Here is a 13,908-nt window from a genome sequence, read left to right as displayed (position 1 = left end):
ACAGTCAGACGATCGGGTCATGGACGGTGACCAGCTTGGTCCCATCGGGGAAGGTCGCTTCCACCTGCACGTCGTGGATCATTTCTGCGACCCCTTCCATCACCTGCTCACGACCCACGACTTCACGGCCCATGCTCATCAGCTCAGCGACCGTACGGCCATCCCGTGCCCCCTCCATTACGGCGGCACTGATCAGCGCTACGGCCTCGGGGTAGTTGAGTTTCAGCCCTCGGTCGCGGCGCCGCTCGGCGAGCAACGCCGCGGTGAACAGCAGCAACTTGTCTTTTTCTCTTGGCGTCAGTTCCATGGTGTGTTTTCTCAGGTAGCCCAGATGCGTGGCGGGCACGGCGGCAGGCCGACAACAGCCGGTCGCAAGGTGTGCCACAGCCGTTGCAGAGTGGATTGCAGGCGTTGGTTGTCGTGGTCCAGCAGACGGATCACCAGCAGTTGCCCCAGCAGGGTTGCCCCGGCGGGAGCGGCAAGGTCGTCGATCAGGGCGCGAACCTGTTCCAGCAGCTGCGGGTTAGCCGGAGCGGCGCAGAACGTCGCCAGCAGCGGGTAGCCGCCGAGTTTGCCCAGGCGCCCGCCCTCGAGGCGCAAGCGTTCATGCAGGCCAGGGTCATCAGGCATGTCGATGTGCAAGCAGCTGTCCAGCGCACCATGGCTAAAGGTCTCGCCCATCACCGGACGCCCAAGGCACAGGGTTTCCCACGCCAGCAGACGGGCACCTGGGGCCAGGCTAAAGCGGGTCTGCAACGACACACGGGCGCCAGGAAAGCAGATGCTGTCCAGAGGTAGCCACTCCAGGATGCTGTCTTCTGCCAGGTGAAAATGCTGTTTGAGGATCGAAGTCGGGCCGGCACTGCGGTAGAACTTGGTGGCTCCGGGCATGGTCATCAGCGCATGGCTGCCTGGCTCCAGATGGATATCCAGCGCCAGGCGGTCTCCCCCCACCACGCCGCCCGGCGGGTGCAGCACATACACGTGGCACGGCGCGCCCTCCGGGTAGAACGGACGTTGCACCAAAAGAGGTCCGAAGTGACGCCGCGCACCAATACAGGTCTTCGTGTCACAACGAACAAAACGCAGCATGAGCTCGGCGCTCCAGCCTGCAGGGATGCAAGCGGCGTCGAGTGGTTCAGCAACAGACATGCATCCCGCCCCGGTGAACACTGGGCACTGCGTGCCCAAAGGGCGAGCAGGCCACAGGTACAGTTAAACAACCCTCACCTCATGCACGACAACAGCGCACAACGTGTTTGACCAATCGATCAGCTATCGATGCAGGGGCCAATGCAGGTTGTGGGCCAATTCCCGACGTGCGTGGTTGTGGCGCAGCAGGTCATGCACCAAACACAGGCTGCACGGCGAACTACCCTTGAGGTGGGTAGGCGCACGAGGGCGATGCCATGAAGGTCGACAAACGACAAGCCCGATTGATCGACGCATTGGCACGGCTCGGCTTTGTCGTCGGTGGTCTTGGTTTCGTCAGCGTGCTGGCGATCATCACCGGGTTCGACGTGTTCAACCGGCTGTGGCTGGCGCTGCTGGTAGTGATTCTGATCTTTACCACGGGCTGCTGGCTGGTCGGCCTGGCTTGCGCGCGAGCGTCCAGCACCCCAGCCGATGCATCACCCAAAACGCTGGAGAGGGCCGTACCTGTGCGCCGTCGACGACCTCACGAGCTGATCCTGCTCACGCTTATCATGCTGCTTTTCGTCGGCGGTTACACCGCAACGGCCTATCTGGCAGCGCGCGCTGGCGCAGCACTTGTCGCCACCTGCGTTACCCAATTAACCAGCACCTTGGTCGCCAACGAGCAGGAACAGGCACTGGCCTACCTGGTGGGCCCGGTATGCCAGTGCATCTCCCAACGCTTTATGGAGAAAAACGGGGTTGTCCGCCTCGCCCTGCTACACAGCCAGTGGTTCAACATTGCCACCTATTCAGCAGTGACCGACGCTGAGCAAATGGCCTGCATGGAACGATTTCTGAACCGCGCCCCGCCACCCACTCACAGCCTGCCGCCCAACCGCACGAAGGACTGAAGACTTGATGTAAATCAGACGCAACGCGGCTGATCGTCGTACACCTTCCAACAGGCCTCCACCCTCCTTGCCATCTGGGAGCATCACTATGTCGACTGATCCAAGCCAGCACAAAGCCCTGTCCGCGCTATGCCAGGGTGAAACCGAAGAGCATTGGATAGAAGCCTTGAATGACGGCACCCATGTGCTGATTCGTTCGTTACAGGAGCGTGATCGCCTGCGCGAATTCCAGTTTGTCAGGCACTTGTCGGCCGAAGCCCGTCGCGCTCGCTTCATGGGCGGATTCAACCGAGAAGACCTCACCCTGCTGGACCAGCTGATGGACCTGGATGGCCACGACCGTGTCGCCTACGTCGCGCTGGCGCATGTCGACGGCGAGTTGCACGAAGTCGGTGTGAGCCGCTATGCGGCGATACCAGGGGGGAAACACTGCGAATGCGCCGTAGCGGTTGCCGATGACTGGCAACGCCGGGGTTTGGGCACGCTATTGATGGGGCACCTGATCGAGGCTGCCCGCCGCAACGGGTTCAAGCAGATGATCTCACTGGATCTGGCCAGTAACTACGGCATGCATCGGCTGGCGAAAAAGCTGGGGTTTACCAGTCGCTATGACAACGGCCAGTTCAGCGAACTGACCCATGAACTCGACCTGAGCCGCTAACCGTCCCGCACACGCCCCGGCTCACCGGGGCGCGCCAAACCGGGTGACCCTTAACCATCGAAGTCCTCAGGGGTGACCACCAGCACACTGCTGGGCATCCGGTACAAGACATCTTCCACCGTACTGCCGAAGCCTTTGCTCACCCCTCGCCGATGCACACGCCCCATGACAATGACATCGATATCGCGGGTTTCGGAAAAGCTGGACAAGACCTTTGCCGGGTTACCGACAATCATGTGCCGATTTTCAGGGGGGATACCATTGCGCTCGGCCAGCTCATTGAAGCTTTCCCCCTGAATATCGTAAACCTTCTGCGCCAGGCTTGAGGAAAACAGCATCGAACCAGTGGAAAAACCGTATTCTCCCGTTCCCATCGACGAAAGGTCATGGGCATACACCAGATGCACTTCAGCCTTGCACTGCATCGCCAGTTTCAGCGCTTCATAGATGATCCGGTCATTGAAGCCCTTGTACTGGTCGTCTGGGTGGAAGGGATCAACAGCAGCCACAATCCTGCGCGGCAACGCATTGCGGGTTTTGCACACGAAGTGCAATGGCGCCTTGCACTCGCGTAGCAAATGAACATCCAGGGTAGTGAACATCGCGCGCATGAGGCGTGACTCGTGCTCGACCTCCTTGATCACCAAGTCAATCGGCTCCTCACGCAGGTGCGCCAGAATTTCTGGCAACACCTGCTCGGCCCACACCACTTCGGTCGTGACCTCGATACCCAACTTGCGCATTGGCCGGGCCTGGTCCTCAAGCCAGGCATGGTGTCGCTCCACATAACCCTCGCGCATCTGCTGCAGTGCCTCAGCATTGACCAGTCCCGCTGTTGCGAGCCCCTCCACATAGTCGAAGGCGACAATGTGCAGCGGCTCATCCCGTGCCTTTGCCAAGGCAGAGGCTCTGTCAAAGGCCGGGCCGGCTTTCATCAACGGCGAGGACACCAACATAAGATGTTTTTGCATGGTCATGACGCACCTCTCATCAGACGGAAGTTGGCCTGCAGCCCTTCAAGCAGGAAGCGTGCTGCCCAAAGGCAATTCAAGCCCTATCCTGCGACCACCTGCCCCCTGCGGCTTGATGTGGGTCAGAGTCCGCATTTCTTTTACCGGCAAAACGACACACGGTCGCGGATCCACGATTTCAGGGCCATACTCATTGATCCAGATCAACCTTTCAGCCCCTCGCCAGGAGCAGCCTGTTGAGAGTGATCAGAACCGATGCGCTGCGCTCAGGAGACACAGCCATGGCGAAAATGAAAGCGGCAATCTTCGTTGAAAAAGGCCGTATTGTTCTGGATGAAAAGCCAATTCCAGAGATTGGACCGCTGGATGCACTGCTGCGCATTACCACCACCACGATCTGCGGCACCGATGTCCACATCCTGCGCGGTGAATACCCGGTCGCCAAAGGGCTGACCATTGGTCACGAACCCGTCGGGATCATCGAGAAACTCGGCTCACAAGTTCTGGGATTCAGCGAAGGACAGCGGGTGATCGCTGGCGCAATCACGCCCAGTGGCCATAGCTACGCCTGCCTGTGCGGCTGCGCATCCCAGGATGGCCCCGGCACACGGCATGGCTTCCGTGCTACGGGAGGCTGGAAGTTCGGCAACATCATCGATGGTTGCCAGGCCGAGTATGTGCGGGTACCGGACGCCATGGTCAACCTCTCCCCGATACCCGATACCCTCACCGATGAGCAGGTGCTGATGTGCCCCGACATCATGTCCACCGGCTTTTCCGGTGCGGAGCGTGGCGGCGTGCAAATCGGTGATACCGTTGCGGTGTTCGCCCTGGGCCCGATTGGATTATGCGCGGCGGCCGGTGCCCGGCTGATGGGAGCCACCACCGTCATCGGCGTTGACACCGTTGCTGCACGGCTGCAGGTCGCTAAACAGCTGGGCGTTACCCACACCGTCGACTTCAAGGCCGGCAATGTAGTGGATCAGATCATGGCGCTCACCGATGGACGCGGTGTCGATGTCGCCATCGAGGCACTGGGTACGCAGGCCACCTTTGAGTCGGCACTGCGGGTTCTGCGCCCCGGTGGCGTGCTTTCAAGCCTGGGCGTGTACTCGAGCGACTTGCGCATACCGGTCGATGCATTCGCTGCCGGCCTTGGCGACTACCGTATCGTTACCACCCTGTGCCCTGGCGGCAAGGAACGGATGCGCCGCCTGATGAACGTTGTCGCCAGTGGTCGCGTCGACCTCAAGCCGCTGGTCACCCATCATTTCAAACTTGACGATATCGAAGCCGCTTATGACCTGTTCGCACACCAACGTGACGGGGTCATGAAAGTCGCCATTACGCCTTGAGCAGTAGCTAAACGCATAGAGCACCAAACCGTATAGTTTCAGGCATGGAGGCTGTTCCCCCTACAGTGACCGGGAGCATGCGAAATGTTTTCAACCCTGATGAGCAAGCCACGATTACCGGACATGGCGGCCTTGCGGCGCCGCGAAGTGGAGCTGCCCTGCAACCCGGAATTGGCGGCTGCCAACAGCAGGACGAACTTTACGATTTACGCCCACCTGCAGGGTTTGAGTATTGAAAACCTGCACCTGGACCTGAGCCCCAAACACCTGGTGCTCAGTGGCTGGGCCGTTCAGCGGCGTGCCGACGCATCACTGTGCGCCGGGCCGTTTCGCTCCTCACACCGCCTTCCTGCCTCGGTATCGCTGAACAACTTCAGCCTCACCTTCAACGAAGGCCTTTTTACACTCAGGCTCTTGAAAAAAGGACATTTGAAACACGCCTTGTAACCGTCGACATCCGTCGACAGGAGAGTCGTCATGCTGATCGAACTCGAAAAGGACGCACCAACCAGCCGCTGGCTGGTTCATCTGGACACATGGGTCGTGGCCTTTCGGACCGAAGCAGAAGCCACCTGTTTCGTGCAGCGCCTGGAGGACCGAATCAAAGCACCACACGTACTGCCACATTGCGCGCCGCCCACCCGCTGGCACGGCACATCCTCCAGCCCTGCTCCCAGGCAGCGCATCACTCACCCACTGCACGTCGACTTCCAGCGATGACTCCACTGCAAGGCCTTAGTGCCCAGTGGCCTCTGCTTCAGAAGTTCACCGCTTCCCCATGGAGCAAGACGCTATGCAACCTAACAATAACGCAGTCGCTCTAGAACACGCCGAACTGCAAACCACGCCCACCGTTTCACGCACCAGGCTGTTCTCGCTAGGCGCTTCCTGTGCTCAATGCGCAGTACGCGCCTTTTGTTTGCCGGGCGGCTGCTCACATGCCGAGCGCGACACCTTCAATTCATTGATCTCACAGCGCATGCGCATCAAGAAAGGCGCTGCCCTTTACCATTCCAATGATCCGCTAACCTACCTCTACGCCGTCCGCATGGGCTGTTTCAAGATTTCCTTGATCGACGCCCACGGCCGCGGCATGGTCGCCGACTTCATGATGGCCGGTGAAGTGATGGGGCTTGATGCCATCAGCACCTCGCGTTATGCCTGCAGCGCATTGGCACTGGAAGACAGCGAAGTGTGCCCGATCCCCTATCACCAGATTGAGCAACTGGTACGCAACTGCCCTGCTCTGCAACAAACCCTGAACCGCCTGATGAGCCGGCAGATCGTCCGGGACAATGAGCGGCTGCTGATGATGTGCAACATGAACGCCGATGAGCGCTTCGCCGCTTTTCTTCTACAGTTATCCCAACGCTATGCCATGCGTGGCTATTCGGCGCTGGGTTTTGTTTTGCGTATGACCCGCGAAGACATTGCCTCATACCTGGGGTTAAGGCTCGAAACCATCTGCCGGTGCATGGCACGCCTGCGCGATTTGCAGATCGTTCGCTTTGCGGGGCGCGAGGTGGAAATTCTGGACATGCCCGCTCTCATGGCGATGGAGCATCACTGGAGTACGTGACGCGCGCCCATGCCAAGGCCCGACAACGCACTGCCGGGCGGGCACACAGGAACAACCAGCCTGGCCACAGCGCGTGGTATCAGCCTGTTGACAGGGTTGTTGAGGAGACATGCCATGCACGTCACGTTTCTCGGCGCCGCCGGTACGGTTACCGGCAGCAAGTACCTACTGGAACATAACGGTCAGCGCGTACTGGTCGACTGCGGGCTGTTTCAGGGCTACAAACATTTGCGCGTACGCAACTGGGCCCCGTTCCCCATACCACCGCGCAGCCTGGACGCCATCGTCCTGACCCATGCTCACCTGGACCACAGCGGCTACATCCCGGCACTGGTGAGGGACGGTTACCGCGGGCCCATCTACGCCACAGAGGCCACCTGCGAACTGGCCAGTATCCTGTTGCTCGACAGCGGTCGCCTGCAAGAGGAACAGGCCGAATACGCCAATCGGCGAGGCTTCTCCAAACACCATCCGGCGCTGCCGCTGTACACCGAGGACGACGCCAAGCGCGCCCTCAAGCACTTTCGCCCCATTGCCCTGCACCATCCACAAGACATCCTCGCCGACGTCCGGATACACCTGAGGTCTGCCGGTCACATCCTTGGGGCGGCAACCGTGGAGATCATCGCCGACGGTTCCACCTGGGTATTTTCCGGTGACCTGGGCCGTTTCAACGACCCGATCATGCTCGCCCCGGAGCTCATCGAAGAGGCCGACTACCTGTTCGTTGAATCCACCTACGGTGATCGCCTGCACCCACCCGAAGACACCGAAAAGCAACTGGCTGACGTCATCACCCGCACAGCCCTGCGCCATGGCATTACTCTGGTTCCGTCCTTTGCCGTGGGCCGTGCCCAGTTGCTGATGTATCACCTCTCGCGCCTTAAACAGAGCGGCGCGATTCCTGACCTGCCGATCTATTTGAACAGCCCCATGGCGACAGATGCGACGGTGCTGTATCAGCGATTTTGCAGTGAACACCGGCTGTCCCCACGCGAATGCGAGTCGATGTTTCGCGCCACCCACATCGTGCGCACCGTTGAAGAATCCAAACGCCTGGACCAACAGCGTGGCCCGGCCGTGATTATCGCCGCCAGCGGAATGGCCACCGGTGGACGGGTGCTGTTCCACCTCAAGACCCTGGCGCCCAACCCGCATAACACCCTGTTGTTTTCCGGCTATCAGGCAGGCGGCACCCGGGGAGCACAGATCATCGCCGGTGCGCCCTCCATTCGACTGCACGGCGAGGATGTTCCGGTGCGAGCCGAAGTGGTGTCCCTGGAGAGCCTGTCGGCACATGCCGACGCCGATGAAATCATGCAATGGCTGCGTGGCTTCAAGCGCCCACCCAAACACACCTATGTGGTGCATGGTGAACCGGAGGCAGCCGATACCCTGCGTCGCCGCATCAGCCTTGAGCTCGGCTGGTCCGTCTCGGTACCGGAACACCTGGAACAAGCCGAGATAGCAGCTGCGAGCCCCAACACCGCCACAGCACCCAACGCAAAATAGGCTTGTACATGAAAATATATTTGTACAATATAACTCGACAGCAATTGCGCCGACGCCCTCCCTGAACAGCACCGCGTTACCGGCAGGAGCTCCCATGAACCGCTTCAATCCACGAAAGCTGGCCTTGTCCAAATGGACAGCCTGCACACCACTCAATCGAGAGAAACACTTTCTGGTAACCGATCTGCTGCATGACGAACAAGGCACATTGCTGAAGATCGAGTTGCAAGCCATCTACAGCGGTCGTAGCGAATGGCTGGACTGGCGCGAGCTTCGCGACAGCGAGCGCTGGAGGACAGGCTGGCAATGACCCAAAATTGATACAAAAAATATCTATACAAAAAAATTGACTTGTACAGATATTGCCTTAGCCTTAACTTGTACAAATTCCTACAAATGTACAAGTTAGAGGCCTATGGATGTCGACCTTCCTGCAGCAGTTCGCCGAGCGATTCGCCGCCCTGGATCGCGACCACCTGGAGCACCTTTCAAGCCTCTACAGCACTGACGTGTGCTTTATCGACCCGCTGCATCAGATCAATGGGCTGAACGCCCTGCAGCGTTACTTTTCCGAGCTGTATGCCAATGTCGAGGACTTGAGCTTCCAGTTCCACGGCCATGACGCAGTCGCCGAAGGTTCGGGCTACCTGCGCTGGACCATGACCTACCGTCACCCCCGCCTGCGTGGTGGAGCGCCTGTCAGCGTTACCGGATGCTCCCATCTGCGCTGGGCAGACAAGGTCTACTATCACCGCGACTACTTCGATGCCGGCGCACTGCTCTATGAACACCTGCCCTTGCTGGGTAGCGTGATCCGCGGGCTCAAGCGGAGGCTGGCATGAAGCGAATCTGGCTTACCGGCGCCAGCAGCGGGATTGGCGCAGCCTTGGCCGAAGTGCTGCTTGAGCAAGGCCATCAGCTCGCACTGACCGCGCGCAGCACGGCCCCACTGCAACAACTCGCGACACGCTTCCCCGGGCAGGTACTGCTCGTGCCAGGCGACCTGCTCGACAGCAATCAGGTCAGACAAATTGGCGAGCGCATCACTCAACACTGGGGCGCGCTGGATCAAGTCATCGCCAATGCCGGTACCTGCGAATACCTCACGCCCGAGCACTTCGAGGCCGCGCTGGTGATGCGCGTGGTCCAAGCCAACCTGTTTACCGCCAGCCTGACCATCGAGACCGCGCTGCCCCTGCTGCAACGCGGCCATGAACCGCACCTGGTGGCCATAGGCAGTTCAGTGACCTTTCTGCCCCTCCCGCGAGCAGGTGCCTACGGTGCCTCCAAAGCGGCCCTGCGCTACCTGATCGACTCACTGCGGATCGACCTGGATGCCCAAGGTATCGCGGTCACGCTGGTCAGCCCGGGTTTTGTAGATACGCCCCTGACACGACGCAACGACTTCCCCATGCCGTTGCGCTGGTCGGCGGAAAAAGCCGCCCGCCACATCGCCCGAAAACTGGAGCGCCGTCCTTATGAAGTGGCGTTCCCAGCACTGTTTATCGCCTGCCTGAAGCTGCTCGGCCACCTGCCAAAACACTGGCAACTGGCACTGGGCAAGCGGCTTGCACGGCCTGGCCAGGAGTCCTGACCCCATGCGTATTGCAATCGTCGGCAGCGGAATTGCCGGCCTGACGGCAGCCTACCTGCTGCAGCGTAACCACGACATCACCGTATTCGAGGCCGAAGGGCGAGTAGGCGGCCATACCCATACCGTGAACGTTCAATTGAACGAGCAGAACTATGCGGTCGACACCGGCTTCATCGTCTTCAACAACTGGACCTACCCGAATTTCATTGCCCTGATGGACCATCTGGGCGTGACCTCACGCCCCACCGAGATGAGCTTTTCGGTACATGAGCCAAAGACCGGCCTGGAGTACAACGGCAATAACCTCAACAGCCTCTTCGCTCAACGCAGCAACCTGATTTCACCGGCGTTCTGGGGAATGCTGCGGGACATTCTGCGCTTCAATCGCGAAGCACCACTGGACCTCGACCGCCAGCACATCGACGCCAGCACGACCCTCGGCAGCTACCTGCAACAGCGTGGCTACGGCAATCGCTTCATCGAACACTACATCGTGCCGATGGGGGCGGCGATCTGGTCGATGTCACTGGCCGACATGCTCGGCTTTCCCTTGGCGTTCTTCGTACGTTTTTTTCGCAACCATGGCCTGCTCTCAGTCACCAACCGCCCGCAATGGCGGGTTATCCAGGGCGGCTCCAGTGCCTACATCAAGCCACTGACAGCCAGCTACGCCAAGCACATCCGCCTGAACTGCCCGGTGCAACGTGTACGCCGTGACACCGAGGGCGTCAGTATCACAAGCGCTGTCGGCACCGAGCGTTTCGACAAGGTGGTGTTTGCCTGTCACAGCGACCAGGCACTGGCGCTGCTGGAAACGCCTACCGAACAGGAACAACAGATACTCGGCGCCATACGCTATGCGCAGAACGATGTCGTGCTGCATACCGACACGCGCCTGCTCCCCGACCGTCGCCTGGCCTGGGCGAGCTGGAACTACCGCCTGGGTGGCCCCGAGCACAGCCCAGCGGCCGTGACCTACAACATGAACATCCTGCAAGGCCTGGACGCACCACGCACCCTCTGCGTAAGCCTCAACCAGAGTGACGCCATTGACCCGGCACAGGTGCTCGGTCGCTTTCGCTACGCGCACCCCCAGTACAGCCTCGAAGCCCTTGCGGCCCAGGCACGTCACACTGAACTGATGGGCCCGCAGCACAGCTACTACTGCGGCGCCTACTGGGCCAACGGCTTCCATGAGGATGGCGTGGTCAGTGCACTGAAGGTGGCTCAGCACTTCGGTGAACGATTATGAACAGCGCCTTGTATGAAGGCTGGGTCAGCCACCGGCGCCTGTCCCCGCGCGCGCATGCCTTTCGCTACCGCATGAGCATGTTGTACCTGGACCTGGCCGAGCAGGATGCATTGTTTGCATTAAGCCCGTTTGCCGGGCGCGAGCGGTTTTCGGCGTTCAGCTTCCGCGAACAGGATTACTTGCCACGCTACACACGCAACGGCATGGCGCTTGCCGATGCGGTCAATCTGCTGCTCGTGGAGGCCCTGGGTTACGCACCGGGTGGCGCCATACGCCTGTTGACCCAGGCGCGGAACTGGGGATTGGCCTTCAACCCGGTGAGTTTCTTCTTCTGTTTCGACGAGCATGACACGCTCGCGGCGATTCTGTGCGAAGTCACCAATACCCCCTGGCGCGAGCGCTTCCACTATGTGCTGCCGTGCAATGAACACGGCGTGCAGCAGTTCAGCGTCGCCAAAGCCTTTCACGTCTCGCCATTTTTGCCACCCGACCTGGAGTACCGCATGCGCTTCACCGCGCCAGGGCAACACCTGAACATCACCATGCAGGACTGGCATGGGCCGCAGAAGGTGTTTGAAGCCGGTCTTGGTCTGAACCGCATAGCCCTGACCCGCAGCACCTTGCACCGCCAATTGATCGCCTTTCCCTGGATGTCGGCGAAAACCGTTACTGCCATCTATTGGCAAGCCCTGCGCCTGCTGCTCAAGCGCACGCCGATCTTTTCCCATTACAACACCCAGCGGCATTTACGTGTCGCCCGTAACCGTAGCGAGGACGTTGACCATGAAGAGCCCTAACCTGGCCGTAGCCAAAAGCGGAGCCCTCGCCGCCGGTAGCACAGGCTTGCTCAAACGCCTGGTGCTGCGCCAACTGGCGCAACTGCGCAAAGGCCAACTGACCGTCGTAGTAGACGGCCAGCGCCTGATATTCGGCGAACCCCATGCCAGCCTGATGGCCGAGCTTCAGGTGCTGGATGATGCACTGTGGGGGCTGATCGCCACCAACGGTTCGATCGGCGCCGGGGAAGCTTACGTACACGGTCACTGGACCAGCCCTGACCTGACCGCCGTGGTTCGCCTGTTCGTCGCCAACCTTGACGTACTCGACGCCATGGAAGGCGGCCTGGCGCGCCTCGGGCGTCCTCTGGTTCAGGGCCTGCACTGGCTCAACCGCAACACCCGAAGGGGCTCCAAGCGCAACATTGCCGCACACTACGACCTGGGCAATGAACTGTTCGAGCACCTGCTGGACCCGACCATGATGTACTCGGCGGCAATGTTCCGCAGCTCAGAAGACAGCCTCGAACAGGCACAGTTGAACAAACTGGAGCGCATCTGTCGCAAGCTTGACCTGCAAGCCAGCGATCATTTGCTGGAAATCGGCACCGGCTGGGGCAGCATGGCGCTCTACGCCGCCATTCATTACGGCTGCCGCGTGACCACCACGACACTGTCCGAAGAGCAGTACGCCTACACCTGCAAGCGTGTTGCCGAGCAAGGCCTGCAAGCGCGCATTACTGTCCTGCGCAAGGACTACCGTGACCTTGAAGGACGCTATGACAAGCTGGTTTCGATCGAAATGATCGAAGCGGTGGGCCACCGTTTCCTGCCCAACTACTTCCAACAGTGCGCACGCCTGCTCAAGGACGATGGTCTGATGCTGTTGCAAGCCATTACCATCCGTGACCAGCGCTATGAACAGGCCAGGCGCTCGGTGGACTTCATCCAGCGCTACATTTTCCCCGGTGGCGCCCTACCCTCGCTGAGCCGCATGCTGGACGTTGCCAGCCGTAACACGGACCTGAACGTCCATCACCTGGAAGACTTCGGCCTGCATTACGCACGCACCCTGCGCCACTGGCACGAGAACCTCTGCCGGGGACGCCACGCATTGCAGCTGTTGGGCTACGACGAAACCTTTCAACGTATGTGGGAGTTCTACTTCTGCTACTGCGAGGGTGGCTTCCTGGAACGTGGTATCGGCGTGGCCCAATTGGTCCTGGCCAAACCTGATGCCCGTCCCGCGCCGCTGCTAGAGGCACTGGAAGCCTGAGGATGAACCGACGCCTGATTGGCAATGCAGTGCTGTTCCAGATCGGCTGGGCAGCCTGCATATTTGGCGCACGGCACCCGGCCTGGCTATTGCTGGCACTGGGATGCCTGGCCTTGCACGTGGCGTTGGCTCCGGTACGGGTACGCGAATGTCGCCAGCTGTTGAAAATCGCTGCCTGTGGCTGGGCACTGGACAGCCTGTTACTGAACCTGGGCGTGTTCGATTTCGGTGAGCCGCGCTGGGTACTGCCGGGCTGGCTGGCAATGCTCTGGCTGCTGTTCGCCAGCACCTTGCGCCAGAGCCTGGCCTGGACGGCATCCCGCCTCTGGCTGGCGGCACTTGTCGGCGCGTTGGGTGGGCCGTTGTCTTACTATGCCGGTGCACGCCTGGCAGACGTCGGCCTACCCTATGGGCTTTGGCCATCCTTGGCCCTGCTGGCCATACTCTGGGCGCTGTTGTTGCCCGCCTTGCACCGCGTGGCTAGAAGCCCGAAATGAGCGGTGCCAAGGGCACCGCTTCGGGCCACGCGCCGTTTCCTTGCAACTACCAGGTAGAGCGTATGGAGAACGGCAGTTTCAGCGGCGCATCAGCACTGTTACCCAGCCCGCACATTTCGTCATGCACCACCTTCTGCACCAGCAGGCAGGGGATTTCAGGTAAATGCTGCAACACCTCTCGGGCGTGCGTCGTCGAGCGCAGGCAGAGGTTGTGTCCCTGCTCGTCAAGCAACGGGTGCAGCTTTCCCTCCATCAGTGCCTGCAAGACATAGATACCGCCTTCAAGAGAAACCAGATTGAGCTCGTCAATGCGCCCGGCATCGGCAAAGCCTGACAGTTGCTGAAGGTTCATACTTGACGCTCCCAGGGGCATAGCCCCGTCTAGAG

General features: G+C 60.3%; 18 protein-coding genes. 14 read left to right on the top strand and 4 right to left on the bottom strand.

Going from position 1 to position 13,908, the window contains the following annotated elements; all coding sequences use genetic code 11:
- Window positions 1–4 precede the first annotated feature (4 nt).
- Entirely contained in the window at window positions 5–307 is a 303-nt protein-coding gene (locus ACZ9H3_RS00985) for an urease subunit gamma (RefSeq protein WP_102052562.1), read from the bottom strand.
- An 11-nt stretch (window positions 308–318) separates the two neighbouring features.
- Window positions 319–1,152: an urease accessory protein UreD gene (locus ACZ9H3_RS00980; protein WP_476219046.1), complete on the bottom strand. Its 834-nt coding sequence runs from the start codon at window positions 1,150–1,152 to the stop codon at window positions 319–321.
- Between the two features lie 257 nt (window positions 1,153–1,409).
- Between ACZ9H3_RS00980 and ACZ9H3_RS00975 the strand changes: the two genes are divergently transcribed.
- Together ACZ9H3_RS00975 and ACZ9H3_RS00970 are read left to right on the top strand one after the other, a co-directional pair.
- A complete protein-coding gene (locus tag ACZ9H3_RS00975) occupies window positions 1,410–2,048 on the top strand; it encodes a hypothetical protein (protein ID WP_476219044.1) in 639 nt (212 codons plus the stop codon).
- Between the two features lie 88 nt (window positions 2,049–2,136).
- The gene (locus tag ACZ9H3_RS00970; protein WP_102052565.1) at window positions 2,137–2,709 is read left to right on the top strand and encodes a GNAT family N-acetyltransferase; all 573 of its coding nucleotides are present in this window, start codon (window positions 2,137–2,139) and stop codon (window positions 2,707–2,709) included.
- A gap of 50 nt (window positions 2,710–2,759) precedes the next feature.
- Here ACZ9H3_RS00970 and ACZ9H3_RS00965 read toward each other — a convergent pair whose 3' ends face one another.
- On the bottom strand, window positions 2,760–3,686 hold the full coding sequence (locus ACZ9H3_RS00965) for a universal stress protein (protein ID WP_065759460.1): 927 nt from the start codon (window positions 3,684–3,686) through the stop codon (window positions 2,760–2,762).
- Window positions 3,687–3,961: 275 nt separating this feature from the next.
- On the opposite strand from ACZ9H3_RS00965, the gene ACZ9H3_RS00960 reads away from it, so the two are divergent.
- The 12 genes from ACZ9H3_RS00960 (at window position 3,962) to ACZ9H3_RS00905 (ending at window position 13,521) form a co-directional block, all read left to right on the top strand.
- Window positions 3,962–5,035: an NAD(P)-dependent alcohol dehydrogenase gene (locus ACZ9H3_RS00960; RefSeq protein ID WP_476219042.1), complete on the top strand. Its 1,074-nt coding sequence runs from the start codon at window positions 3,962–3,964 to the stop codon at window positions 5,033–5,035.
- Between the two features lie 84 nt (window positions 5,036–5,119).
- Complete coding sequence (locus tag ACZ9H3_RS00955; protein WP_102052568.1) at window positions 5,120–5,482, top strand: Hsp20/alpha crystallin family protein; 363 nt, start codon at window positions 5,120–5,122, stop codon at window positions 5,480–5,482.
- Window positions 5,483–5,512: 30 nt separating this feature from the next.
- The gene (locus tag ACZ9H3_RS00950; protein ID WP_476219040.1) at window positions 5,513–5,755 is read left to right on the top strand and encodes a hypothetical protein; all 243 of its coding nucleotides are present in this window, start codon (window positions 5,513–5,515) and stop codon (window positions 5,753–5,755) included.
- Between the two features lie 73 nt (window positions 5,756–5,828).
- Window positions 5,829–6,614, top strand: coding sequence for a helix-turn-helix domain-containing protein (locus ACZ9H3_RS00945; RefSeq protein WP_476219038.1), 786 nt, complete (start codon window positions 5,829–5,831; stop codon window positions 6,612–6,614).
- Between the two features lie 114 nt (window positions 6,615–6,728).
- Window positions 6,729–8,126 carry an MBL fold metallo-hydrolase RNA specificity domain-containing protein gene (locus tag ACZ9H3_RS00940; protein ID WP_178081707.1) on the top strand — a complete coding sequence of 466 codons (1,398 nt, stop codon included), beginning with the start codon at window positions 6,729–6,731 and terminating at the stop codon, window positions 8,124–8,126.
- 94 nt (window positions 8,127–8,220) lie between these two features.
- On the top strand, window positions 8,221–8,436 hold the full coding sequence (locus ACZ9H3_RS00935; RefSeq protein ID WP_065759465.1) for a TIGR02450 family Trp-rich protein: 216 nt from the start codon (window positions 8,221–8,223) through the stop codon (window positions 8,434–8,436).
- A 109-nt stretch (window positions 8,437–8,545) separates the two neighbouring features.
- Window positions 8,546–8,968 (top strand): nuclear transport factor 2 family protein, encoded by a 423-nt coding sequence (locus ACZ9H3_RS00930; RefSeq protein WP_102052571.1) that lies wholly within the window; start codon window positions 8,546–8,548, stop codon window positions 8,966–8,968.
- Entirely contained in the window at window positions 8,965–9,720 is a 756-nt protein-coding gene (locus ACZ9H3_RS00925) for an SDR family NAD(P)-dependent oxidoreductase (protein WP_102052572.1), read from the top strand. The genes ACZ9H3_RS00930 and ACZ9H3_RS00925 overlap by 4 nt, the downstream gene beginning before the upstream one ends.
- A gap of 4 nt (window positions 9,721–9,724) precedes the next feature.
- The gene (locus ACZ9H3_RS00920) at window positions 9,725–10,972 is read left to right on the top strand and encodes an NAD(P)/FAD-dependent oxidoreductase (RefSeq protein ID WP_476219034.1); all 1,248 of its coding nucleotides are present in this window, start codon (window positions 9,725–9,727) and stop codon (window positions 10,970–10,972) included.
- Complete coding sequence (locus ACZ9H3_RS00915) at window positions 10,969–11,769, top strand: DUF1365 domain-containing protein (protein WP_102052574.1); 801 nt, start codon at window positions 10,969–10,971, stop codon at window positions 11,767–11,769. The genes ACZ9H3_RS00920 and ACZ9H3_RS00915 overlap by 4 nt, the downstream gene beginning before the upstream one ends.
- The gene (locus ACZ9H3_RS00910; protein ID WP_454241147.1) at window positions 11,756–13,024 is read left to right on the top strand and encodes an SAM-dependent methyltransferase; all 1,269 of its coding nucleotides are present in this window, start codon (window positions 11,756–11,758) and stop codon (window positions 13,022–13,024) included. The genes ACZ9H3_RS00915 and ACZ9H3_RS00910 overlap by 14 nt, the downstream gene beginning before the upstream one ends.
- A 2-nt stretch (window positions 13,025–13,026) precedes the next feature.
- Window positions 13,027–13,521, top strand: coding sequence for a DUF2878 domain-containing protein (locus ACZ9H3_RS00905; RefSeq protein ID WP_330523424.1), 495 nt, complete (start codon window positions 13,027–13,029; stop codon window positions 13,519–13,521).
- A 46-nt stretch (window positions 13,522–13,567) separates the two neighbouring features.
- Here ACZ9H3_RS00905 and ACZ9H3_RS00900 read toward each other — a convergent pair whose 3' ends face one another.
- Complete coding sequence (locus ACZ9H3_RS00900; protein ID WP_065759472.1) at window positions 13,568–13,873, bottom strand: DUF6482 family protein; 306 nt, start codon at window positions 13,871–13,873, stop codon at window positions 13,568–13,570.
- Window positions 13,874–13,908 lie beyond the last annotated feature (35 nt).

It is taken from the genome of Pseudomonas sp. TE3910, from assembly GCF_056279025.1.
Note: the sequence above shows the minus strand (reverse complement) of the source record. Positions and strands in the feature narration are given on the sequence as shown.